The sequence below is a fragment of the Stenotrophomonas sp. TWI273 genome, from assembly GCF_039674765.1.
GTDB lineage: Bacteria > Pseudomonadota > Gammaproteobacteria > Xanthomonadales > Xanthomonadaceae > Stenotrophomonas.
This window is the reverse complement of sequence record NZ_JBDJOA010000004.1, coordinates 51,009-73,552: the sequence shown is the minus strand read 5'-3', so window position 1 is coordinate 73,552 and position 22,544 is coordinate 51,009. Positions and strand designations below refer to the sequence as shown.

Annotated in this window: 21 protein-coding genes; 11 read left to right on the top strand and 10 right to left on the bottom strand. The window is 67.9% G+C overall.

All coding sequences use genetic code 11. The annotated features are described in order from the left end of the window. Positions 1-76: 76 nt before the first annotated feature. Entirely contained in the window at positions 77-712 is a 636-nt protein-coding gene (locus ABE571_RS06750) for an energy transducer TonB (protein WP_313212492.1), read from the top strand. Positions 713-860: 148 nt separating this feature from the next. After that, positions 861-1,439, top strand: a complete 579-nt coding sequence (locus tag ABE571_RS06745) for an energy transducer TonB (protein ID WP_313212491.1) — start codon at positions 861-863, stop codon at positions 1,437-1,439. A gap of 162 nt (positions 1,440-1,601) precedes the next feature. Here the strand turns inward: ABE571_RS06745 and aroA are convergent, their stop codons facing one another. The 4 genes from aroA to ABE571_RS06725 all read right to left on the bottom strand — a co-directional run bounded on the left by aroA (position 1,602) and on the right by ABE571_RS06725 (position 6,419). After that, entirely contained in the window at positions 1,602-2,915 is a 1,314-nt protein-coding gene (gene aroA / locus ABE571_RS06740) for a 3-phosphoshikimate 1-carboxyvinyltransferase (RefSeq protein ID WP_346493416.1), read from the bottom strand. A gap of 117 nt (positions 2,916-3,032) precedes the next feature. Further along, entirely contained in the window at positions 3,033-4,229 is a 1,197-nt protein-coding gene (pheA, locus tag ABE571_RS06735) for a prephenate dehydratase (protein ID WP_102787963.1), read from the bottom strand. Between the two features lie 51 nt (positions 4,230-4,280). Next, on the bottom strand, positions 4,281-5,366 hold the full coding sequence (gene serC, locus ABE571_RS06730; protein WP_346493415.1) for a 3-phosphoserine/phosphohydroxythreonine transaminase: 1,086 nt from the start codon (positions 5,364-5,366) through the stop codon (positions 4,281-4,283). A 252-nt stretch (positions 5,367-5,618) separates the two neighbouring features. Further along, the gene (locus tag ABE571_RS06725; protein WP_346480786.1) at positions 5,619-6,419 is read right to left on the bottom strand and encodes an FHA domain-containing protein; all 801 of its coding nucleotides are present in this window, start codon (positions 6,417-6,419) and stop codon (positions 5,619-5,621) included. Positions 6,420-6,540: 121 nt separating this feature from the next. On the opposite strand from ABE571_RS06725, the gene ABE571_RS06720 reads away from it, so the two are divergent. The 3 genes from ABE571_RS06720 to ABE571_RS06710 all read left to right on the top strand — a co-directional run bounded on the left by ABE571_RS06720 (position 6,541) and on the right by ABE571_RS06710 (position 8,697). Beyond that, complete coding sequence (locus tag ABE571_RS06720; protein WP_313210757.1) at positions 6,541-6,816, top strand: polyhydroxyalkanoic acid system family protein; 276 nt, start codon at positions 6,541-6,543, stop codon at positions 6,814-6,816. 98 nt (positions 6,817-6,914) lie between these two features. After that, positions 6,915-7,409 (top strand): phasin family protein, encoded by a 495-nt coding sequence (locus tag ABE571_RS06715; protein ID WP_313210755.1) that lies wholly within the window; start codon positions 6,915-6,917, stop codon positions 7,407-7,409. Between the two features lie 274 nt (positions 7,410-7,683). Beyond that, positions 7,684-8,697: a restriction endonuclease gene (locus ABE571_RS06710; RefSeq protein ID WP_346480785.1), complete on the top strand. Its 1,014-nt coding sequence runs from the start codon at positions 7,684-7,686 to the stop codon at positions 8,695-8,697. A 3-nt stretch (positions 8,698-8,700) separates the two neighbouring features. Here ABE571_RS06710 and hutC read toward each other — a convergent pair whose 3' ends face one another. Together hutC and ABE571_RS06700 are read right to left on the bottom strand one after the other, a co-directional pair. Beyond that, complete coding sequence (gene hutC, locus ABE571_RS06705; protein ID WP_313210751.1) at positions 8,701-9,429, bottom strand: histidine utilization repressor; 729 nt, start codon at positions 9,427-9,429, stop codon at positions 8,701-8,703. A 27-nt stretch (positions 9,430-9,456) separates the two neighbouring features. After that, on the bottom strand, positions 9,457-10,833 hold the full coding sequence (locus tag ABE571_RS06700) for a formimidoylglutamate deiminase (protein ID WP_346493414.1): 1,377 nt from the start codon (positions 10,831-10,833) through the stop codon (positions 9,457-9,459). A 63-nt stretch (positions 10,834-10,896) separates the two neighbouring features. Here ABE571_RS06700 and hutI point away from each other — a divergent pair, with 63 nt between their 5' ends. The 6 genes from hutI (at position 10,897) to ABE571_RS06670 (ending at position 20,069) form a co-directional block, all read left to right on the top strand. Further along, entirely contained in the window at positions 10,897-12,096 is a 1,200-nt protein-coding gene (gene hutI, locus ABE571_RS06695) for an imidazolonepropionase (RefSeq protein WP_346493413.1), read from the top strand. A 23-nt stretch (positions 12,097-12,119) separates the two neighbouring features. After that, positions 12,120-13,661 carry a histidine ammonia-lyase gene (gene hutH / locus ABE571_RS06690; RefSeq protein ID WP_346493412.1) on the top strand — a complete coding sequence of 514 codons (1,542 nt, stop codon included), beginning with the start codon at positions 12,120-12,122 and terminating at the stop codon, positions 13,659-13,661. After that, entirely contained in the window at positions 13,658-14,491 is an 834-nt protein-coding gene (gene hutG / locus ABE571_RS06685) for an N-formylglutamate deformylase (protein WP_346493411.1), read from the top strand. Before hutH ends, hutG begins: the two co-directional genes overlap by 4 nt. Beyond that, on the top strand, positions 14,488-16,155 hold the full coding sequence (gene hutU, locus ABE571_RS06680; protein WP_346465926.1) for a urocanate hydratase: 1,668 nt from the start codon (positions 14,488-14,490) through the stop codon (positions 16,153-16,155). The genes hutG and hutU overlap by 4 nt, the downstream gene beginning before the upstream one ends. A 116-nt stretch (positions 16,156-16,271) precedes the next feature. Continuing rightward, positions 16,272-17,702, top strand: a complete 1,431-nt coding sequence (locus tag ABE571_RS06675) for a serine hydrolase domain-containing protein (RefSeq protein WP_346493410.1) — start codon at positions 16,272-16,274, stop codon at positions 17,700-17,702. A 234-nt stretch (positions 17,703-17,936) separates the two neighbouring features. Then, positions 17,937-20,069, top strand: coding sequence for a TonB-dependent receptor (locus ABE571_RS06670; protein WP_346493409.1), 2,133 nt, complete (start codon positions 17,937-17,939; stop codon positions 20,067-20,069). A 27-nt stretch (positions 20,070-20,096) separates the two neighbouring features. Here ABE571_RS06670 and ABE571_RS06665 read toward each other — a convergent pair whose 3' ends face one another. The 4 genes from ABE571_RS06665 to ABE571_RS06650 all read right to left on the bottom strand — a co-directional run bounded on the left by ABE571_RS06665 (position 20,097) and on the right by ABE571_RS06650 (position 22,522). Then, entirely contained in the window at positions 20,097-20,864 is a 768-nt protein-coding gene (locus ABE571_RS06665) for a cyclic nucleotide-binding domain-containing protein (protein ID WP_346493408.1), read from the bottom strand. Positions 20,865-21,071: 207 nt separating this feature from the next. Further along, positions 21,072-21,293: a hypothetical protein gene (locus ABE571_RS06660; protein WP_313210733.1), complete on the bottom strand. Its 222-nt coding sequence runs from the start codon at positions 21,291-21,293 to the stop codon at positions 21,072-21,074. 81 nt (positions 21,294-21,374) lie between these two features. Next, entirely contained in the window at positions 21,375-21,758 is a 384-nt protein-coding gene (locus tag ABE571_RS06655) for a hypothetical protein (protein WP_313218769.1), read from the bottom strand. Positions 21,759-21,760: 2 nt separating this feature from the next. Beyond that, positions 21,761-22,522 (bottom strand): SGNH/GDSL hydrolase family protein, encoded by a 762-nt coding sequence (locus tag ABE571_RS06650; RefSeq protein ID WP_313219213.1) that lies wholly within the window; start codon positions 22,520-22,522, stop codon positions 21,761-21,763. Positions 22,523-22,544 lie beyond the last annotated feature (22 nt).

Sequence of the window (22,544 nt, the reverse complement as noted above, 5' to 3'; positions counted from 1 at the left end):
TCGCCTGTTATGCGTTTTTCTGCCGCCGGTTCATCCCGGGCGTGGCAGAATCGCGGTGATCCATACGGTATGCCCCATGTCTGCTCCCCGCTCGACTTCTGGCAAGAACATCACCTTCCACCTGCCCCGCCGCAGCCTCGTGATCGCCGCGATCGCCTTCGGCGTGGGCCTGCTGCTGTTCCTGGTGGTATGGCTGAGCAGCCGCAACAACGACTTCTACAAAGCCGACCCGGCCGCGCAGACCCCCGCCCAGGTGGCCGAGGTGGTGCCGCTGCCCGAGCCGTTGGCCGCTGCCGCCGGCTCCAGCGACATGCCCGACGCCAAGGCCCCGCCGGTCAACGAGGAAAAGCCGCAGCTGGTGGAGACGGCCCCGCCGCCACCGCCGGCCGCCCCGGCTGCGCCCGCCGCACCCGCCGCGCCCACGGCCATGGCGCCGAGCGACCGCCCGCAGCCGATTGCTGACCAGTCGCCGCCGCCGAGTTACCCGCCGGCCGCCTTGCGCCGCGGTGACAGTGGAACGGTGGTGGTGCGCGTGGATGTGGATGCCACCGGCTATCCATCGGCCGTGACGTTGATCCAGCGCAGCGGTTCACGCGACCTTGACCGCGCAGCGTCCGATGCGGTGCGTCGCTGGCGTTTCCAGCCGGCGCAGAACAACGGTGTGCCAGTGCCTGGCAGCCTGGAAGTGCCGTTCGACTTCACGCCGCGGTGATTCATCGCCGCCACGTGCGGCGATTGTGCAACGGCTCAGCAAACTGAACCTCGATGGGAATGCAGTCGTCGCGTTGACGGTGCGCTGACACATCCGCAACCGTGTCCGGGCAAGACTGCGGGTGTCACATCGACACCAGGAGTCAGCCATGAGTGTTACCCATGCCCCGGACATGCCCCGCTCGCCGCAGCATCAGCGCGACGTGATCGATGAGCCCGCCCATCGCCGTACGTCACCCTGGTTGTGGGTGGCGTTGATCGTCGCGATGTTCGCCGCTGCGCTGGTGTGGCTGCGTTATGCCACCCCGGGCGATACCAACGAGGCGCCGGTGGGCCAGCGCATGTTGCCCGCTACCGAGACCGCACCGGTGGCGACCACGCCGGCACCCGCTGCGCGCCAGGCCGCACCGGCCGCCGAGCAGCGCAAGGCGACGCCGGCCGTACGCAACCGTGAGGCCCGCCCGCTGGCGAGCAATGCCAAGCCGGTCTACCCGCGTACGGCGCTGCGCAGCGGCGTGCAGGGCAGCGTGGTGGCCAGCCTCAACGTGGATACCCGTGGCCAGGTGACCGACGCCAACATCGTGCAGCGCAGCGGTACGCGTGATCGCGATCTGGATCGTGCGGTGCTGACCACCGTGCGCGACTGGAAGTTCGAGCCGGCGATGAATAACGGCCGCGCAGTGGCGAGCGTGGTGCGCGTTCCGGTGGACTTCCGTACGGAGCGCTAAGCGGATGCACTGCGGCGGAAACGAAAAGGGAGGCCAATGGCCTCCCTTTTTTGTTGTGCGAAGCACTGCGTCCGCGCGAGGTCAAGGTAGTGCCGGGCGCTGCCCGGCAACCACGCATACCTGACATCTGGAAGCAGCAGCCCGGCAGAACCCGGCGCTACCTCAGCCGGCGCGAAGCCCGAAACCCGCACCGGTCGCCAGGCCATCGAAATCCGGGAAGGACGTCGCCACGTTGGCGATGTCATTGACCCGCACTTCGCCGCTGCTGAGCTGGCCGGCAATCGCGAAGGCCATCGCGATGCGGTGGTCGCCGTGGCTCTCGATGGTGCCGCTGCCAAGCACGGCGCCACCGTGGATCGTGGCGCCATCATCGGTTTCATCGACCTGCACGCCCAGCGTGCGCAGGCCCGTCGCCATTGCGGCCAGACGATCCGATTCCTTGACCCGCAATTCGGCCGCACCGCGCACCACGGTGTTGCCCTGTGCCGCCGCCGCCGCGACGAACAAGGCCGGGAACTCGTCGATCATGTCCGGCACCAGCGCTTCGGGAATCTCGGCGCCGTGCAGCGGCGCATGCCGCACCACCAGATCAGCCACCGCTTCCCCACCCTGCTCGGCATGGTTTTCTTCGGTGATGTCCGCGCCCATCAGGCGCAGCGCCGCGAGCAGCCCGGTACGGCGCGGGTTGAGGCCCACCGCACGCAGGCGCAGCTCGGAGCCTGGGATCACGCTCGCCGCCACCAGGAAGAACGCCGCCGAGGAGAAATCGGCCGGCACCACGATATCGGTCGGGCGCAGCCGCTGGCCGCCACGCAGGCGTGCCTTGCCCGGCGAAAACTCGATATCCACACCGAATGCACGCAGCATGCGTTCGCTGTAATCGCGGGTCGGGTGCGGCTCGGTGACAGACGTTTCGCCATCGGCATACAGACCGGCCAGCAGCACGGCGGATTTGACCTGCGCGCTGGCCACCGGCGAGGCGAATGCAATGCCGTGCAGCGTTTGGCCACCATGCACCCGCAGTGGCGGGGTGCCATCGGCCTCGGTATCGATCTTCGCACCCATCTCGGCCAGCGGACCGGTCACGCGGCGCATCGGGCGGCGCGACAGCGATTCGTCGCCGACCATCACCGAGTCAAACGGCTGTGCAGCCAGCAGCCCGGCCAGCAGACGCATGCCGGTGCCGGCGTTGCCGCAGTCCAGCGGGGCGCCCGGTGCCTTCAGGCCATCCACGCCGACGCCGTGCACGATGCGCTGCGAGGGCGACGGGGTGTCGATGCGCACGCCCATCTGCGAAAAGATCGCGGCGGTGGCGCGGGTGTCTTCGCCCTCCAGGAAGCCATCGATGCGCGACACGCCATCGGCCAGCGCGGCAAACATCACCGAGCGGTGCGAGACGGACTTGTCACCGGGAATGATCAGGCTGCCCTGCAGGGGCTGGCCCTTGTGGGCGATCCAGTACGGAGATGCGGTCATCGGGAATCCTAGGGGGCGGGCCGCCGCAGCGGCGATGCAACGGTGTACGGGAGGGGCCACAGCGCCCACACGGGCGCCGGGCCGGGCGCAGCGCGCGAGGCGGCTGCGCCGTTCGGATCAGGGCACGGCGACCGGATAGGAGCCGAGGATCTTGATCTGCGCCGAGTGGGCTTTCAGTTCGGCCAGGGCCGCCTGCATCGCCTCGTCGTCGACATGGCCGGCCAGATCGATGAAGAAGCCGTACTCCCACTTGGCGTTGTGCGAGGGGCGCGACTCGATCCGGTTCATGCTGATGCCATGCCGCGCGAACGGGCTGAGCACGTCGAACAGTGCACCGGGCTTGTCGTGGATGAACACCAGCACCGAGGTGCGGTCGTGGCCGGAGGTGGGGAAGATGTTGCGGCCGATGACCAGGAAGCGCGTGGTGTTGTCCGCATCGTTCTGGATCGGCTTGGTCACCACCTTCTTCAGGCCGTACACATGCCCGGCACTCTCGCCGCCGATCGCCGCGGCGTCATCGGCATTGCGGGCGCGGCGCGCGCCTTCGGCGTTGCTGGAGACCGGAATCTTCTCGGCCTTGGGCAGGTTGGCGCGCAGCCACGAGGAGGTCTGCATGAACGACTGCGGGTGGCCATACACGCGCTCGACATCCTCCAGCCGACCACTGCGCGACATCAGGTACTGCTGCACGCGCAGCTCCACTTCGCCACAGATCTTCAGGTTGGAGGTCAGGAACATGTCCAGGGTGATCTGGATGGTGCCCTGCCCCGAGTTCTCCACCGGCACCACGCCGAAATCGGCGTTGCCCGCTTCCACTTCCTGGAAGACTTCCTCGATGCTGGCCAGCGGCAGACCCAGCGCCGAGCGCCCGAAGTGCTTGAGCACGGCTTGCTGGCTGAAGGTCCCTTCCGGACCGAGGTAGCCGATCTTCAGCGGCTCCTGCTGGGCCAGGCAGGCCGACATGATTTCGCGGTAGACGTGGACCAGCACTTCATCGCTGAGCGGGCCCTCATTGCGGTCCACCACCATGCGCAGCACCTGCGCTTCGCGCTCGGGGCGGTAGTAATCCACGGCGGCAGCGAGCTTGCCCTTGGCCTTGCCGACCTGGTGGGCGAAGTTGGCGCGCTCGGCGATCAGCGCCTGGATGCTGCGGTCGATATGGTCGATCTTGGCGCGCACGTCCGACAGCACGGGCGCGGCAACGGCCGGCGCGGCATCGCGCTTGGCGGCCTTGGCCTTCTTCGCGGGGGCAGCCGCCTTGGGCGGGGTCGGCGCTGGCTTGGCAGCCTTGGGCTTGGCGGGTTTGGTGGCCATCTGGGTTCCAATTGCGGTGGGGCGGCGAGCGCCCCGGGAAAAACGAATGCGTCAGCCGTTGCGCTGCTGGAAATCGCGCATGAAGGCGGCCAGCGCCTGCGCGCCCTCCACCGGCATGGCGTTGTACAGCGAGGCGCGGATGCCGCCGACCGCCTTGTGGCCCTTCAGCGCCAGCAGGCCGGCCGCTTTGGATTCACTGACGAAACGCGCGTTGAGCGTGTCATCCGGCAGGAAGAACGGGATGTTCATGCGCGAGCGTGCGGCCGGGACGACTTCATTGCGGTAGAAGCCGCCGGACTGGTCGATCGCCCCGTAGATCAGGCCCGACTTGACCGCGTTGCGGCGGGCGAATTCTTCCACGCCGCCTTCGGCCAGCATCCACTGGAACACCAGCCCGGCCAGGTACCAGCTCCAGGTCGGCGGGGTGTTGAGCATGGAATCGCGCGCGACGTGCGAGCGGTAATCGAAGATGTCCGCACGCGGCTGGCCGCTGCGCTCGAGCAGGTCGCGGCGCACGATCACCACCGAGACGCCGACCGGGCCGAGGTTCTTCTGCGCGCCGGCATAGATCAGGCCGTACTTGCTGACATCCAGCGGCTCGCTGGCGATCGAGGAGCTGAAATCGGCGAACAGCGGCACGTCACCCACGTCCGGGGTGTCACGGAACTCGACGCCGTGGATGGTTTCGTTGGCGGTGATGTGCACGTAGGCCGCGTCATCGGAGAGCTGCCAACCGGCGCGCGCCGGGATGTCGTGGAAGCCATTGGCTTCGCTGCTCGCGGCGACGTTGACCGTGACGTAAGGGCTGACCTGCTTGATCGCGGTCTTGCCCCAGTGCCCGGTGAGCACGTAATCCACGGTCTGCCCGGGCTGGGCGAAGTTGAGTGCGAGCAGGGCCTGCTGGGTGGTCGCGCCACCGGCCAGGAACAGCACCGCGTAGTCGTCCGGGATGCCGATCAGGCGACGCAGATCGGCCTCGGCCTGGGCGGCGACGGCCATGAACTCCGGGCCGCGGTGGCTCATTTCGACAATGGAGGCGCCCGCGCCGTTCCACTCCAACATCTCTTCCTGCGCCTGGCGCAGGACCGATTCCGGCAACGTTGCAGGGCCGGCACTGAAATTGAACGCGCGCGTCATGTCACACCTATGGGGCAAGACCCCTAGTATGCCGCAGCGCACCAGCCTTTAGGCCTTGCAGGACAAGGCGAATTTGGTTGCAAACGAATCTATCCAGGGTCCGGCTGTCTGGCAGAGCCACCGCCATATGTCTGGAGGCGAGCCCCCTGAGTCAGGGGGCGCCGCGACGCGGCGGGGTCTGGAAGCAATGTCACGCGGGGGCCCGTGGTTTGCGTAGCAAATCACGGGGCGTCAGCGCGGATGCGATGACGTTTACCGCGCCCCGAACCAGAGCAGGCCGCTGAGCGCTGCGGCCAGCAGCAACGCACTGGCCAACAGCCACGGCCAGCGGCTCACCCGTTTGGGCGCAGCCACCGGTTCCGGGCGCTGGCGTGCCTCGAAGCCGTCGTCCTCTTCGTCGATCACGATGCGCTTGCGGCCGTCGTGTGGGACTTCGAGCACGAAGCGGTGCTGGGCATCGAAGACCAGCTGATCGCCCGGCTGCAGCCAGCAATGGCGAACGGTGACGCCATTGACCCGCGTGGACTCGCCGGCGCCCAGGTCGCGCAGCAGCAGGCGCTCCCCATGCTGCTCCAGGCGGGCGTGCTGTTCGGCGAAGGCAGGGTCGTCGATGACGATGTCCGCCTCCGGCCCCCGCCCGATCACGCGCGGACGATCCAGGGTGAAGCTGCGCCCGTGGTGCTGGCCGCCGACCCCGCGCAACAGGCGCTGGTCGTCGCCGCCATCATCGCTGCGTGGCGGCGCGTGCGCGACAGCTTCGCAATCGCCCTGCACCACCATCTCCACGCCGTCGGCGTAGACGGCGTCGCCGGCGCGCAGCAGCGCCATCCGGCGCACCGGGCGGCCGTTGACGTGGATGCCGCGGATGCCGTTGGCGACCTGCAGCCACAGGCCGCGGTCATCCAGGCAGAACTGGGCCAGCAGCAAGGTGCCGGGGGCGTCATCGCAAAGCCGGACGGTGCCCGATGCATGACGCACGATGCGCCGCACCCCGGGCCGCAGGGGCTGGTCGGGATGTTGGCGTTGAGTAAAGTGAACTAGCAGGTTCTGCACGCGGCGCAGCCTAGCAGGTTGAATGTCAGGGAAGAAGAAGTGTGACGCAGACCTTGGAGTTGTGCCTGAGGATGCGCACAATGCACGCCCAAATCCGCGCCGTTGTCCGCCAGGAGGCTGTATGTCCACCATCGATATCCGTCACGCCCACTCCCTGCCCGCCGAAAATGCGCGCAAAGCCATCGAAGAAGTCGCCGCCAAACTGTCCGAGCGTTTCGGTCTGCAGTCCAACTGGGTGGGCGACGTGTTGAATTTCAGCGGCTCCGGCGTGGACGGCGCGATCGCGCTGCAGCCCGGCCAGGTGCAGGTCACCGCCAAGCTCGGCTTCCTGCTCTCGGCCATGAAGGGCATGGTGGAAAGCGAGATCCAGCGCGTGTTGCAGGAAAAGCTCGGCTGAACCGACGCCCGGCCCGGCGCTGCACAGGCGCCGGCCATCACACCGCTTGAAGCCGGCGATGCATACGATCCAAGGGTGTCCACCCAAGGGATCGCCCCATGCATTCACCCAACGACTTCGACGATCGCATCCCCGGCGAGAAGCCCTCGCTGCAGGATCAGGCCGAGCGCTTCTCGCGCAAGCTGACCGATTCGGCCCAGCAGATATGGCTGGCGGGTCTGGGCGCCTTCGGGCGTGCGCAGGCCGAAGGCAGCCGTGTCTTCGACAACCTGGTCAAGGAAGGCGAGAACATCGAGGCCCGCAACCGCGAGCAGACCGGCGATACACCGCGCTGGCGCGACAATGTCGAGGAACACCTCGGCGAGGCCCGTGAAAAGGCCAGCGGCACCTGGGACAAGGTCGAGAAGGCCTTCGATGACCGGGTCCAGGGCGTGCTGAAGCGTCTGCACATCCCGACCGCCGAGGATGTCGCCGCGCTCAATGCCCGGATCGATGCGCTCAACACCCGGGTCAACCGTGCCGAGGCCCGCAACGCCTCGCCGTCGGCCGATCCGTCGCCGGGTACGCACCAGTCGCCGACCTCCGACGCCTGACTGAACTGATCCGACCACGTTTGTTGCAAAGCAGCACGACTTTGTTGACAATCGAAATCGACCCGCCAATCGCTTCCACCGCCGTTTGTTCCCTCCCCTCACGGCTCTGGATTGGCGGGTTTTTTGTGGGCGCTGCTACCGCAAGGCCCCGCAAAGTGAGACGGCCGTCACCGACGTGACCGCCGGATGCGAACCGGCTCGAAAACGACGCGCCGCTGACGTGCAAAGGCGCATATAAACTGTCTATCGCACTTCCCTGTTCATATCCCCCTGCATGCTCTCCTGGATTCTGGCCCTGCTGTTGGCCCTCATCGTCTGGTTCCTGGCCACGGCCTACTTCTGGCTGATCAAACGGAAGCGCAAGGAGACCCAGCTCGGCCTGAATGCCTTGGCCGGCATGCACTGGCGCGAGTTTTCCCTGATCGTGCGGCGCGCGATGCACGAGCAGCGCGGGCTGCAGGACGTGCCGGACGAGGCCGTGGACAGCCGCGAACCCCGTAGCGATTTCCTGATGCACGACGGGCCGCAGCGCTGGCTGCTCTCCTGCAAGCACGGGCGCGCCTACCGGATCGGCACGGCGGCGGTGAACGAACTGGGCGCCGCCGCGCGCCTGGCCGGTGCGCGTGGCGGCATCCTGATCACCGAGGGCAAGGTCGAGCGCGATGGACGCATCGCCGCTGAAAAACAGAGCGTCGAGGTCCTCGATGGCCCGCTGCTGTGGCCGTTGCTGAAACCCTACCTGCCGGGCGACATGGAGGCCCGTGTCGAGGCCGGTGCCCGTGGCGAAGCTCTCCGCCGTATCTCGATCGCGGCACTGGGCGCGGCGACGCTGGGCCTGATGGTCGGGCTGGGCTCGCTGACCGCCGGGCTGGAAACGGAGTGGGCCGACGACGAAACCGGGGTGGCCGCGCCGGCTGCAGCAAAAGCACCCGCGCCGGCCGGCACCCAGCCCACGCCTGCGACACCGGCCCCCGCGGCCCCCGAGACCGCTGGCCGCGCTGCCGACGCCGCCCCGCCTGCAATGGAAGCGAACCCGGACGACGCCACGCTGGACCGCTATCAGCAGGAACTGTCACGCAACGTGGCCAGCCGCCCCGGCGTGGCCAGTGGCATCTGGCTGACCCGGCAGACGCTGGCGATCAACCGCACCGGCGAAATCGATGCGATCTGGCCGCTGATCTGCGAGGAAGTGACCCGCTACCCGGCGCTGCGCACCGTGCGCATCCAGCTCAACCCGCGCCCCGGCGTGGATGAGCCGGTCCGCTGGCGGCAGTGCACCACACTGTAAGGCTCAGCGCGCGCCCGGCGAGAAACGGGCAACCAGATCGTAGGCATCGCCCAGGAACATCTGCCGCACGCAGGTGATCGGCTGCTCGCCGCGCCAGGTAAGGCGGTCGATGACCAGGCACGCCGTGCCGGGTTTGACCTGCAGCAGCGTGGCGGCCGCCTCATCCGCGCCCCAGGCACTGATCCGGTGCTGGGCGCGTGTCCACGAGACGTTCTGCAGCAGCCAGCTGCCCGGCGCCGTGGTCTCGAAATCCACCGCCAACACCTCCGGCACGCCGACCGGGCTGATCAGGCGGTGCTCCAGCGCCAGCGGCCGGCCATCGGCCAGGTGCAGGCAGCGGATCGCCAGCAGCTTCTCGCCGCCGGCCAGGGTGGTTTCCTCCGCTACCTGCTCGCGCGGTCGCCGGTAGGCACGCTCCAGCAGCTGGTAGCCATAGACGTGCCCACGCGCTTCGACCGCCATCGCGATGTCGGGAATCTCCAGCGCCACCTGTTCCAGGTGCGGCGGCTGGCGCGCGACGAACGAGCCCGCACGGCGGCGGCGCTCGATCATGCCGCTCTCGGCCAACGCGGTCAGCACCTTGTTCACGGTCATCCGCGAGCAGCCGTACTGCTCCATCAGCTCGTGTTCGTAGGGGATGCGGAAGCCAGGCTCCCACTGTCCACTGAGGATGCGGCTTTCCAGATCAGCACGGATGCGCTGATTGAGGGTTGCTGCTTTCTTGCCCGTCACTCTGGATTCCTGCATGGGAGGGTCTGATCAGACCCTCAACAACGGCCGAAGTGCCGCGGCGAACCGTGCGGCCACCGCCTCGCGTTGCGGGTGGCGACCATCACGGACCCACTGGCGCCCTTGGCGCCACACCGATCGCACGGCGCCATTACGTGCGGCGAACACCCAGCTGTCAAGCAAGGCGTCGCCGTCGCGGGCGATCAGCGCCGGGTGGTCCGGATCGAGTTCGACCAGGTCGGCCGGCGCACCGGCCTGCAGCCCGGTGGTCACGCCCAGCGCCTGTGCAGCACCGTTCAACGACTGCTCGTACAGCCAGCGGCCGGTGGACTGCCCATCGCCCGGGGCCAGCACATTGCGCCCGCGCAGTTGCAGGCGCTGGCCGTACTCGAGCAGGCGCAGCTCTTCGGCCGCGTCGATCAGCACGTTGGAATCCGAGCCCACGCCGAACCGGCCGCCGGCACGTGCGAAGGCCTGCATCGGGAACAGGCCGTCACCCAGGTTCGCCTCGGTGATCGGGCACAGCCCGGCCACCGCACGGCTGGCGACGATCTGCTGCATCTCCGCCTCGGTGATGTGGGTGGCATGCACCAGGCACCAGCGCGCATCCACCGGCGCGTGTTCGTACAGCCACTGCACCGGCCGCATGCCGCTCCAGGCGACGCAGGCATCGACCTCGCGGGTCTGTTCGGCGATGTGGATGTGGACGGGCCCGCTATTGAGCGGCAGCAACGCCGACAATTCCTCGCCGGTCACCGCGCGCAGGCTATGCGGGGCGAAACCGAGCACCGCATCGTCCTGGTCCTGCAGCGCGCGCGTGCAGCCCTGCAGCAGTTCAGCAAACCCGTCGACATCGTGGATCAGCCGGCGCTGGGCCGGATTTGGCGCGGCGCCGCCGAAATCGGCATGCGCGTAGAACACCGGCAGCAGGGTCAGGCCGATGCCGCTGGACCGGGCAGCGGCCGCGATACGCTCGGCCATCTCGGCACGGTTGGCATAGGCCGCGCCGTCCGGGCCATGGTGCAGGTAATGGAACTCCCCGACCCGGGTGAAGCCGGATTCCAGCATTTCCACATAGGCCTGCTCGGCGATCGCCTGCATGGCCTCGGGCTGCAGATGCGCGAGGAAGCGGTACATCAGCTCACGCCAGCTCCAGAAGCTGTCGCCGCTGTTGCCGCCGATCTCGGTCAGTCCGGCCATGCCGCGCTGGAAAGCGTGGCTGTGCAGGTTGCCCAGGCCCGGCACCGCGATCGCCAACGCGGTATCGCCCGGCGCGGCCGACACATCTTCGGTCACCTCGATGAACCTGCCGCCCTGGCTGAGGATGCGCACATCGCGCGCCCAGCCATGTGGCAGCAGCGCATGAGCGGCGTGGAAACGAAGGATCGGTGCGGGGGTGGCTGGCATCACTGGACATCCCGGAAGAGGCGTCTATATTGTATAGACATATACACCGATGTGGTTGCTGCCATGCACTGTGACACCCTCTGGTACCACGCCAACCTGATCACCGTCGACGGCCCGGGCCTGGGCGTGATCGAGGAGGGCGTCATCGCCGCGACCGATGGGCGCATCGTGCATGTCGGTGCGGCCGGATCTGCCGATCACCTGCAGCCGGTCCAGCGTATCGACTGCGCCGGGCGCTGGATCAGCCCCGGCCTGATCGACTGCCACACCCACCTGGTTTATGCCGGCAACCGCGCCGGCGAGTTCGAGCAGCGCCTGCAGGGCGTGAGCTATGCCGACATCGCCCGCGCCGGCGGCGGCATCGTCTCCACCGTGCGGGCCACCCGCGCCGCCAGCAAGGCCGACCTGCTCGCCGCGAGCCTGCCCCGGCTGGACGCCATGCTGGCCGAAGGCATCACCACGCTCGAGATCAAATCCGGTTACGGGTTGACCCTGGCCGATGAGACCAAGCAGCTGACCGTCGCGCGCGAACTGGGCCGCCAGCGCGCGGTCGAGATCGTGCCGACCTTCCTCGGCGCGCATGCGATCCCGCCGGGCCGCGAAGCGCAGGAGTACATCGACGAGGTCTGCAAGGTCATGATTCCGGCCGTTTCGGCGGCCGGGCTGGCCGAGGCGGTAGACGTGTTCTGCGAGAACATCGCCTTCAGCGCCGCACAGGCCGAGCAGGTCTTCCTCGCCGCGCAGCAACACGGGCTGGCGATCAAGATCCATGCCGAGCAGCTCAGCAACCAGCACGGTGCCGCCCTGGCGGCACGTCACGGCGCACTGTCGGCCGACCATATCGAACACCTCGACGCCGACGGCATCGCCGCGATGCGCAGCGCCGGCACCGTGGCGGTGCTGCTGCCGGGCGCGTTCTATTTCACCCGCGATACCACCCTGCCCCCGATCGCCGACCTGCGGGCGGCCGGCGTACCACTGGCGCTGGCCACCGATTCCAACCCCGGCACCTCGCCGCTGACCAGCCCGCTGCTGGCGATGAACATGGCCGCCACCCTGTTCCGCATGACCGTGGCGGAGTGCATCGCCGGCTTCACCCGTGAAGCGGCGCGCGCCCTTGGCCGGCAGGACCGGATCGGCCGGCTCGCCGTCGGCCTGGACTGCAACCTCGCCCTGTGGGACATCGAGGCGCCTGCCGACCTCGTCTACCGCATGGGTTTCAACCCCCTGCACGGCCGCGTGATGCGCGGCCAACCCGTCTGAATCTAGTGATGTCTGGAGATTTCATGAGCACTACCCTGACCCTGCACCCCGGCGCCGTCACGCTGGCGCAATGGCGCGCGATCCATGACGGCGCGCGGGTGCGGCTGGACCCGGCCTCGGCCGCGGCCGTGCTGCGCAGCGCGCAGACCGTGGCCGACATCGTCGCCAAGGGCGCACCGGTGTACGGCATCAATACCGGCTTCGGCAAGTTGGCCAGCGTGCGCATCGAGCGCGACGACCTGGAAACCCTGCAGCGCAATATCGTGCTTTCGCATGCCGCCGGCGTCGGCGAGCCGATGCCCGCACCGGTGGTGCGCCTGATGATGGCGTTGAAGCTGGCCAGCCTCGCCCAGGGCGCCTCGGGGATCCGCCCGCAGACGCTGGCCCTGCTGGAAGCCTTCCTGCAGCACGACTTCATTCCGGTGATTCCGTGCCAGGGCTCGGTCGGTGCCTCCGGCGATCTGGCCCCGCTCTCGCACCTGGCCAGCGTGATGATCGGCGTGGGCGAAGCCTTCGTGTCGGGCGAGCGCCTCCCGGCGGCCGAGGCGCTGGCCAAGGTCGGCCTGGCCCCGCTGGTACTGGGCGCGAAGGAAGGCCTGGCGCTGCTCAACGGCACCCAGTACTCCACCGCCTATGCACTGGCCGGTCTGTTCGCGATCGATACCGTGTTCCGCGCGGCGCTGGTCACCGGCGCGCTGTCGGTGGAAGCGGCCAAGGGCTCGGACACCCCGTTCGATCCGCGCATCCACAGCATCCGTGGCCAGCGCGGGCAGATCGCCACCGCCGCCGCGCTGCGCACCCTGATGCAGGGCTCGGCAATCCGCGAATCGCACCGCGACAACGACGTGCGCGTGCAGGATCCGTACTGCCTGCGCTGCCAGCCGCAGGTCATGGGCGCCGCGTTCGACGTGATGCGCCAGGCCGCCACCACGCTGGCGATCGAAGCCAACGGCGTGTCCGACAATCCGCTGGTATTCACCGATACCAATGAGGCACTGAGCGGCGGCAATTTCCACGCCGAGCCGGTCGCTTTCGCGGCGGACATGCTGGCGATGGCCGTGTGCGAAATCGGCTCGATCAGCGAGCGCCGCACCGCGATGCTGGTCGACCCGGCCCTGTCCGGGCTCCCGGCCTTCCTCACCCCGAAGCCCGGCTTGAATTCCGGTTTCATGATTCCGCAGGTCACCGCCGCGGCGTTGGTCTCGGAGAACAAGCAGCGCGCCTACCCGGCCAGCGTCGACTCGATCCCGACCTCGGCCAACCAGGAAGATCACGTCTCGATGGCCGCGCACGGTGCACGCCGCCTGATGGCGATGGCCGAGAACGCGGCCAATGTGATCGGCATCGAGCTGCTCGCCGCTGCACAGGGCTGCGATTTCCATGCCCCGCTGCGCTCCAGCGATGCGCTGGAAGCGGTGCGCCAGCGCCTGCGCGCACAGGTGCCGACGCTGGAAGACGACCGTTACTTCCACCCGGACATGGTGGCCGCGACCGACCTGGTGCGCAGTGGCGTGCTGGCTGAAGGGCTGGCCGACATCATGCCGCCGCTGGAGCCGCTGGCATGACGACCCCACCGGATTGGCTGCAGATCCACCGCGGCGATGTGCCGTTGATCGTCAGCTTCCCGCACACCGGCACCGAGCTGCCCGATGCACTGGCCGCGCAGTTCGTGTCGCCGTGGCTGACCCGCCGCGACGCCGACTGGTGGGTGCATGAGCTGTACGGCTTCGCGCAGCAGATGGGCGCCACCACGGTGCGCACCGCGGTGTCGCGCTCGGTCATCGACGTCAACCGCGACCCCAGCGGCACCTCGCTGTACCCGGGCCAGAACACCACCGGCCTGTGCCCGCTGACCACCTTCGACAACCAGCCGCTGTACCGCGATGGCCACGGCCCGGACGAAGCGGAAATCGCGCGCCGCCGCGATACCTGGTTCGCGCCCTACCACGACGCCCTCGCCGCGGAGATCGCGCGCCTGCGTGCCCTGCACGGCACCGTGGTGGTGTATGACGCGCACTCGATCCGCTCGCACATCCCGCACCTGTTCGATGGCCAGCTGCCGCAGTTCAACCTCGGCACGAACGGCGATACCACCTGCGACAACGCGCTGACCGACGTGGTCGACAACCTGTGCGCGATGAGCGGCATGAGCCATGTGCGCAACGGCCGCTTCAAGGGCGGCTACATCACCCGCCATTACAGCGACATCCCCGGCGGCGTGCATACGCTGCAGATGGAGCTGGCCTGCCGCGGCTACATGCACGAGCCCGAGGCCGTGGATGAGCACAGCTGGCCCACGCCATTGGATCCCGATCACGCCGCCCCGCTGCGCGCCACGCTGCAGCAGGTGCTCGATGCCTGTCTCGACTTCGCTACGTCCCGGAGTGCTGCATGACCCGTCTCGATTCCACCCGCACCATCCTCGCCCCGACCGGCACCACGCTGACCTGCAAGAGCTGGCTGACCGAAGCCCCGCTGCGCATGCTGATGAACAACCTGCACCCGGACGTGGCCGAGCGCCCGCAGGAGCTGGTGGTCTACGGTGGCATCGGCCGCGCGGCGCGCGACTGGGAGAGCTACGACAAAATCATCGAGACCCTGCAGCGGCTCGAAGATGACCAGACCCTGCTGGTGCAGTCCGGCAAGCCGGTCGGCGTGTTCCGCACCCACGTCGATGCCCCGCGCGTGCTGATCGCCAACTCCAACCTGGTGCCACGCTGGGCCAACTGGGACCACTTCAACGAGCTCGACAAGAAGGGCCTGGCCATGTACGGCCAGATGACCGCCGGCAGCTGGATCTACATCGGCGCCCAGGGCATCGTGCAGGGCACTTACGAGACCTTCGTGGAAATGGGCCGCCAGCATTACAACGGCAGCCTGGCCGGCAAGTGGCTGTTCACCGGTGGGCTCGGTGGAATGGGCGGCGCACAGCCGCTGGCCGCGGTGATGGCCGGCGCCTCCTGCCTGGCGGTGGAATGCCGCAAGAGCAGCATCGAGATGCGTCTGCGCACCGGGTATCTGGACACCTGGACCGACGACCTCGACGAAGCGCTGCGCCTGATCGAGGCATCCTGCACCGCGAAGAAGCCGCTCTCGGTCGGCCTGCTCGGCAATGTCGCCGACGTGCTGGACGAGCTGCTGATCCGCGGCGTCAAGCCGGACCTGCTGACCGACCAGACCTCCGCGCACGACCCGGTCAACGGCTACCTGCCGCAGGGCTGGACGGTGGAAGAATGGGACGACAAGCGCGTCTCCGCACCGAAGGAAGTGGAAGCGGCCGCGCGCGAATCGATGGCCAACCACATCCGCGCCATGCTTGGTTTCCACTCGCTCGGCGTACCGACCGTGGACTACGGCAACAACCTGCGCCAGATGGCGCTGGAAGAAGGTGTGGAAGATGCCTTCGACTTCCCCGGCTTCGTGCCCGCCTACATCCGCCCGCTGTTCTGCCGCGGCATCGGCCCGTTCCGCTGGGCCGCGCTGAGCGGCGATCCGGAGGACATCGCCAAGACCGATGCCAAGGTCAAGGAACTGATCCCGGACAACCCGCACCTGCACCGCTGGCTGGACATGGCCGCCGAGAAGATCAAGTTCCAGGGCCTGCCCGCGCGCATCTGCTGGGTCGGCCTGGGCGATCGTGATCGACTGGGCCTTGCCTTCAACGAGATGGTCGCCAATGGCGAGCTGAAGGCGCCGGTGGTGATCGGCCGTGATCACCTGGACTCGGGCAGCGTCGCCTCGCCCAACCGCGAAACCGAGGCCATGCAGGACGGTTCCGATGCCGTCTCCGACTGGCCGCTGCTCAACGCCCTGCTCAACACCGCCAGCGGTGCCACCTGGGTCTCGCTGCACCACGGCGGCGGCGTCGGCATGGGCTTCTCGCAGCATTCGGGCATGGTCATCGTCTGCGATGGCACCGAAGCCGCGGCCAAGCGCATCGCGCGCGTGCTGTGGAACGACCCGGCCACGGGCGTGATGCGGCATGCCGACGCGGGGTATGACATCGCGGTGGAGTGTGCGAAGGACAAGGGCCTGGATCTGCCTGGGATTCTGGGCTGATATGGGTCGGCCCCGGCCGCGTGCCGGGGCCTTGTGATGGTCAGGGTGACTTCCGTCGCATTGACCGGCGTACCCACGCTTCCTACTGTGCTGGCTTACCTACGGGGATGCCCGCAATGCGTCGTTTCGCCTGTGTAGCCATCCTGCTGATCGCGGTATCGACACCGTCCGGCGCCGCTCGTGCCGTTGACCTCGACGCTCGGATCTCCCGGCAGCTCCATGCCAACGCGGAGCGCTATGGCATCGCCGGGCAGTCGGTGCTGATACGGCACAACGGCGCGCTTCTCGCGCAGGCCGTCGCCGGAGAGGCCGACGTCACCACGCATCGGGCGGTGACCGCCGAAACGGTGTTCAATGCTTACTCCCTGGCCAAACTGCTGGTCAGCGCTCTGGTCATGCAACGGGTGGAGGCCGGCAGGGTCGAGCTGGATGCACCGGCCAGCCGCTATCTTCCCGATCTGCCCGAGCCCTGGCAGGCGATCACCGTGCGGCAGTTCCTCAACCATGCGTCCGGCGTTCCCGAGTACTTCCAGTATCGGGAAGGTGAGGTGATCACCTCGCAGGGCAACCGCTTCCCGACCACGGCGGCGGAGGTGTTCAAGGCACTCGCCGGCGCACCACTGCAGTTCACGCCGGGCACTGCCAATCGGTATGCGCAGACCAACTATCTGGTCCTCACCGCGCTGTTGGAAGCGCAGTACCAGCAGCCCTATGCGCAGATCGTCCAAGACCGCGTGCTTCGTCCGCTGTCGATGACGCACACCTCGCTGGGCCCGGCAACGGATGTGCCGCACGCCATTGCCATCGCCTATATCGGCAAACAGGGCGCCCTGCAGCGCGAAGACGACATCGCCTGGCCATCCTATGCCTACGGGCATGCCGCACTGCATACCACCGTCGGTGATCTGGACCGCTTCCTGATGGCCCTGACCCGCGGTGAGCTGGTGGGGCGTGCCACGCTGCAGCAGCTGTGGCAGCCACAGTTGCTGGACAACGGACGGCGCAGCGGCTTCTCCACCGGTTGGGAATTCGAAGAAAGCGGCGAGTACCGCTTCGTGGGGCATGACGGTGGCACGCGGGTACGTGCACGGATAGCCTTCCTGGACGGCTTGGGCGGGGATACCTACAGCTTTATCTACCTCACCAACGGCAGTGCGACGAATGTGTGGTCGCGCACGCTGGTGGACAGCACCATGGCGGTGGTGGCCCCGATGCAGTTCCCTCGCGAGGCCTTGTCGGAAAGGCTGATCACCTACGCACTGGAGCCGCAGACGGCCGCACGCACAACCGCGTTGAAACAGTGGCTCATCACTACCGGGCGCGGTGATCAGCCGATGCTGGAGCAGGACATCAACCGCGTGGGCTACGCGGTGGCCGAGAACCTGGGCCATGCCACCGCGCTGCCGCTGTTCGCCTTCAACGCGACGCTGTTCCCGCGCTCGGCCAATGCCTGGGACAGCCTGGCAGAAACGTATGCCGCCTTGGGCGACGCGAAGCAGGCCGAACGGCTGTACGCCAAGTCGAAAGCGCTGGCAGCGGCCCGGTAATGCCGGCCGCGGGCCGGCAACCACGCGATCATGGGTCTCACGCGACGGGATCGCGTAGATCCTGGCGAGCCGGCCAGCGGCCGGCACTACGGACATCCCGCCGTCGGCGTTCGTCACCCATACGCCCCACAAGGGTGACGAACACCCCCACATCCTGTTAACTTGCGCGCCCCACATGAAGTTGACAGGGTGCCGCACCAACACGCGCCCTGTCGACACTGATACCGCGCACGAATGACTGTCCTCCCGAATCACTCCACCGCCCCTGCCCTGTCCCTGCTCGCCGCCGCCCTGCTGGCCAGCCTTGCCGCCACCGACACCGCCCGCGCCGCCCCTGCTGGCCAGGCCGTCACCCTGGACGCGGTCAACGTCACCGCCGCCGATGCCACCGAGGCGGTGCGCCGTGCGCTGGACCGGGTCCCCGGCGCGGGCAACGTGGTGGATCTGGCGCAGATCGCCCAGGGCCGCGTCGCCGGCACCGCCGATGTGCTGGCCTACCAGCCCGGCATCAGCGCGCAGAGCGCCGGCAATGAAGGCGTCAAGGTCTCCATCCGCGGTTCGGGCCTCAACCGGGCGCCGGGTGCGCATGCCTCCGGCCTGTCGGTCTCGCTGGATGGTCTGCCGCTGACCGGCCCGGGTGGCACGCCGTACGAGCTGCTGGAGCCGCTGTGGATGAGCCGCGTCGAAGTGCTGCGGGGTGCCAACGGGTTCGAGCGCGGCGCGCTGGCCTTGGGCGGTGCGATCAACTACATCACCCGCAGCGGCCGCGATACGCCCGGGCTGGAGCTGCACTACGAAGCCGGCGCACGCGGGTACCAGAAGCGAGGCATCAGCGTCGGCGGCCTGCACGACGCTGTCGACTATTTCCTGGCCTACACCGACACCGAGTACGACGGCTATCAGCAGCACGCCGCCGGCAAGGGCAAGGGTGCGGTGGCCAACGTCGGCTGGCAGCTCACGCCGGATCTGGAGACGCGCTTCTTCCTGCGCTACCGCGAGACCGATCACGAAACCCCGGGGCGCCTGACCCGCGCGCAGATCCGCAACGATCCCCGCGCTGCCAATCCGGCCAACTTGGCGATCGACGCGCGCCGCCCGCAGCCGGGCAGCACCTGGATCGGCAACACCACCACCTACACCATCGATGAAGATGCGTCGCTGCAGGCCGGCCTCGTGTATCACAAGTACCCGATGGACTTGAACGAGAGCCTGTACCGCCAGCAGCTGGACTACGCCAACCTCAACGGCACGCTCGACTACCGCCGCCGGCACGCGCTGTTCGGGCATGACAGCGTGACCACGATCGGACTGCGCGTGACCCACGATCTGGATGCCAACGTGCGCGAGACCCTGCGCTTCGCCAGCAACGGGTACGCGGCCGGCACGCACACCCGCGACTTTGAGCATTACGGCACCGACAGCGTGCTCCACATCGGCAATGATCTGGCACTGAGCGACACGCTGCGCCTGCAGACCGGCATGGCATTGATCCACACCCGCCGCGATGTGCAAGTCACTTGGCCGGCGACGCCGGAGAAACTGTCCGAGCGCCAGTGGGATTACGCGCCGCGGCTGGGCTTCACCTGGCAGCAGACCCCGCAGGCGCAGTGGTTCGGCAACCTGAGCCGCTCGGTGGAACCGGCGCATCCGTGGTCGATGATCTGGGGCTCGAACCAGTACTTCGCCGCCGGCAACGGTGCCTCCACGGGCCGCCAGCGCGGACCGGTGAACCTGGACAACCAGACCGCGACCACGCTGGAACTCGGCGCGCGCGGCGACAGCGCACTCGGCCGTTGGGAGCTGACCGGCTATTACGCACGCCTCAACCACGAACTGCTCACCGTGGAAGTGCAACCGGTGCCAAACCTGTTCATCGCCGAATCCAACGCCAGCCCGACCGTGCACCGTGGCATCGAAGCTGGTCTGGACAGTGCGCTGTGGCAAGGCGTCGGCGGGCGGCTGTCATTGCGCCAGGCCTACACCTTCAGCGATTTCCGCTACCGCGATGATGCGCGCTTCGGCAGCAATCGCCTGCCCGGCCTGCCACGCCACTACTACCAGGCCGAACTGCGCTACGACCACCCGGCCGGCTTCTACGCCGGGCTGAACACCGAGTACGCGTCGAAAATGTTCGTCGACTATGCCAACAGCATGGCCGCCGACAGCCACGTAATCTTCGGCACCCGCATCGGCTACGACGCCCCCGGTGGCCGCTGGCAGGCCTGGGCGGAACTGCGCAACCTGAGCGACCGCCACTATGCCGCCACGGTGACCCCGGGCTACGACGATGCGGGCAAGGATGTCGCGCGTTCCACGCCGGGTGATGGGCGCGGTGTGTATGCCGGGGTGCGCTGGCGCTTTGACTGAGCGCCTAGGGCCGTGCGGCATGCCGCGCTAGGCCGCCTGGTTGCGGACCTGCACGCCGACTGCAGCGCTCCGCCGCATGGGGTCGGCGGCCGCCATTGCCTGCAGACGGTCGCGGCCGCGGACTTCCACATCGCGCCCCTCTACAGTCACCAGCCCTTCGGCCTGGAAGCGACGCAGCAAGCGGCTGAGCGTCTCCGGTGCCAAGCGCAGGTAGCTGGCGATATCCATCCGCGACATGGTGAGCTGCCAGCGGTTCGCGGCGTACCCCCGCGCCGCCATGCGGTCGGCCATGTCGATCAGGAACGCGGCCAGCCGCTCGTCGGCCATGCTGTTGCAGGCCAGCTGCGTGGCGCGCGCGATATCCCGGCTCATCAACCGGAACAGTTTGGCCTGCAGCGATGGCATGCGTGTGGCCAGTTCGGCAATCTCATGGAACGGAAATCGGCACAGGGTCACGGTGTCGAGTGCGATCGCATTGCAGGGATAGCGTTGCTCATCGATGGCGCTGAGACCGATGAAATCCCCCGGCATATGGAAGCCGAGCGTCTGCTCGCGCCCGTCGCGATCGACGGCGTACGTCTTGACCATGCCGAGGCGGATGACCGTGATGTACTGGAACGGATCGCCCTGCCGGAACAGCAGACCGCCGGCATGCACCGGCGCGGTGTGTTCGACGCGCCGCTCCAGCTCCTGCAGGTGTGCAGCGGCGAGCACACCCGGGAAGCACTCCGGGGCCACTGGACAGGAACAACACGCCCAGCAACGCGCCGACGGCGTGCCAGCGATGATGCGCATGATCGTGGGTCTCCTGCGATGCTGCGATGGCCGATTCATACTGTTTTGAGTGGCCCGGTTGTGCAATATCCAGGGGCCAGTATTTCTACTGGTTTGATCTGCTTGCACCTGACCGCACCGCGCATCCGGACTGAAGCATTCAGTCTGCGCCCGATAGGACGCTGTCACGCGGCGCACGCCCCATATCGCCGCTGCGCCCGCAGCCGCCTAGGTGCCAGTAATGGCCCAGGTGATGAAACCGGTGGCGACCGCGCTGACCGCCAGGCCGATCAGGAACAGCCAATCCGCCAGGCCTTCCAGGAACTGGTTGCGCTTGCGCCGGCGGGTGCGCAGCGCCCAATACGCGCTCAGGCAGGCGCCGAGGTAGATCAGCGAATTGATGCTGAGCAGATCATCGCCGAGGGTGTCGACCTGGCGCAGCCCGGCCACATGACCTGGATCAAGCCGACGCGTATTGCCGGACCAGCCGACCGTATTCAGCGGTCTTGACCGGCCGGCCGCAGGCGGCTGTCAGACCACCGCACCGATCTGGAACATCGGCAGATACAGCCCGAACACAGTCACCAGCGCGCCAGCCAGCATCGACAGCACGCCCAACACGGCCGCCAAGTGGGGGCGATACAGACCGCCTGGACCGCGAAACCACTGCAGCAGCACCAGCATCGGCGCGATCCAGGCCCAGCCATATCCGTGGATCAGCGCGCGCGTGAGCCACGGCAGCGCCACGCCGAAGCTGGTGAACACCTCCTGGAACTGCGGCACCACGAAGAACCCGATGGCGGTCATCACGATCGCGGTCAAGCCACTGCTCAGCACGCCCACCGCCAGCAGGCCGTAGCCGCGCGAGGCAGGCGGGAGCGCGGCTCGTGCCGCCACCGAGTAGGGATTGTTCATCGTCAACGCGCCTGCGCCCGCGCGATCGCCGCTTCGGCCAACGGCACCATCTTCGCGTAACCGGCCGGCGTGGGATGCACGCCATCGGCGGCCATTTCCGGGTCGAGCCCGCCGTCTTTGTTGGTCATGGCCGTGTGGTAATCCAGATAGACCAGGCCCTGCTCCTCCGCGTAAGCACGCAGCGCCCGATTGAGCGCCGTCACTTTGCCCGCGGGCTGCACGCCGGGTTGCCACGGGTAATCGCTGACCGGCAGCACCGAGGCCAGCACGATGCGGATGTTGTGCGCCTGCGCCAGTTCCACCATCGCATGCAGGTTGTCTTCGATCATCGCCTGCGTGGTCGGCCCGGTATTGCCGGCGATATCGTTGGTGCCGGCGAGGATCACCACCAGCGCCGGTTTCAGCGCGATGACGTCCTGCTGGAAGCGCAGCAGCATCTGCGCCGTGGTCTGCCCGGAAATACCGCGGTTGACGTACGGCTTGCCCGGGAAGAAACGATCACTGCCGGTCGGTCCCCAACCTTCGGTGATCGAGTCGCCGTAGAACACCACGCGCTTCGTCCCCGGCGCGACCGGTGCCAGCGCGGCGTTCTCGCCGCGGTAGCGCTGCAGCTGTGGCCAGTCCAGCAGGCGCTGCTGCATCTCAGTGATCTGCGCGGGCGTCGCCTGCTCGGCAGGCACCCGATACAGCGGATTGGTCGCAGGTGATTCCTGCGCGTGCGCACTCGGATGCAGGGCGCACGCGGCGAGCGTCGCGGCGAACATGGTGGAACGGATCAAGGCGGTC

What these genes read in the sequence shown, in the direction of transcription:
- serC (WP_346493415.1), bottom strand. Translation starts at nt 5,366, where the DNA reads ATGACGCGCGCGTTCAATTTCAGTGCCGGCCCTGCAACGTTGCCGGAA.
- hutI (WP_346493413.1), top strand. Translation starts at nt 10,897, where the DNA reads ATGCACTGTGACACCCTCTGGTACCACGCCAACCTGATCACCGTCGAC.
- ABE571_RS06700 (WP_346493414.1), bottom strand. Translation starts at nt 10,833, where the DNA reads ATGCCAGCCACCCCCGCACCGATCCTTCGTTTCCACGCCGCTCATGCG.
- ABE571_RS06665 (WP_346493408.1), bottom strand. Translation starts at nt 20,864, where the DNA reads ATGCGCATCATCGCTGGCACGCCGTCGGCGCGTTGCTGGGCGTGTTGT.
- ABE571_RS06710 (WP_346480785.1), top strand. Translation starts at nt 7,684, where the DNA reads ATGCTCTCCTGGATTCTGGCCCTGCTGTTGGCCCTCATCGTCTGGTTC.
- hutU (WP_346465926.1), top strand. Translation starts at nt 14,488, where the DNA reads ATGACCCGTCTCGATTCCACCCGCACCATCCTCGCCCCGACCGGCACC.
- hutG (WP_346493411.1), top strand. Translation starts at nt 13,658, where the DNA reads ATGACGACCCCACCGGATTGGCTGCAGATCCACCGCGGCGATGTGCCG.
- ABE571_RS06655 (WP_313218769.1), bottom strand. Translation starts at nt 21,758, where the DNA reads ATGAACAATCCCTACTCGGTGGCGGCACGAGCCGCGCTCCCGCCTGCC.
- ABE571_RS06650 (WP_313219213.1), bottom strand. Translation starts at nt 22,522, where the DNA reads ATGTTCGCCGCGACGCTCGCCGCGTGCGCCCTGCATCCGAGTGCGCAC.
- ABE571_RS06670 (WP_346493409.1), top strand. Translation starts at nt 17,937, where the DNA reads ATGACTGTCCTCCCGAATCACTCCACCGCCCCTGCCCTGTCCCTGCTC.
- ABE571_RS06715 (WP_313210755.1), top strand. Translation starts at nt 6,915, where the DNA reads ATGCATTCACCCAACGACTTCGACGATCGCATCCCCGGCGAGAAGCCC.
- ABE571_RS06720 (WP_313210757.1), top strand. Translation starts at nt 6,541, where the DNA reads ATGTCCACCATCGATATCCGTCACGCCCACTCCCTGCCCGCCGAAAAT.
- ABE571_RS06750 (WP_313212492.1), top strand. Translation starts at nt 77, where the DNA reads ATGTCTGCTCCCCGCTCGACTTCTGGCAAGAACATCACCTTCCACCTG.
- pheA (WP_102787963.1), bottom strand. Translation starts at nt 4,229, where the DNA reads ATGGCCACCAAACCCGCCAAGCCCAAGGCTGCCAAGCCAGCGCCGACC.
- hutH (WP_346493412.1), top strand. Translation starts at nt 12,120, where the DNA reads ATGAGCACTACCCTGACCCTGCACCCCGGCGCCGTCACGCTGGCGCAA.
- ABE571_RS06675 (WP_346493410.1), top strand. Translation starts at nt 16,272, where the DNA reads ATGCGTCGTTTCGCCTGTGTAGCCATCCTGCTGATCGCGGTATCGACA.
- ABE571_RS06745 (WP_313212491.1), top strand. Translation starts at nt 861, where the DNA reads ATGAGTGTTACCCATGCCCCGGACATGCCCCGCTCGCCGCAGCATCAG.
- aroA (WP_346493416.1), bottom strand. Translation starts at nt 2,915, where the DNA reads ATGACCGCATCTCCGTACTGGATCGCCCACAAGGGCCAGCCCCTGCAG.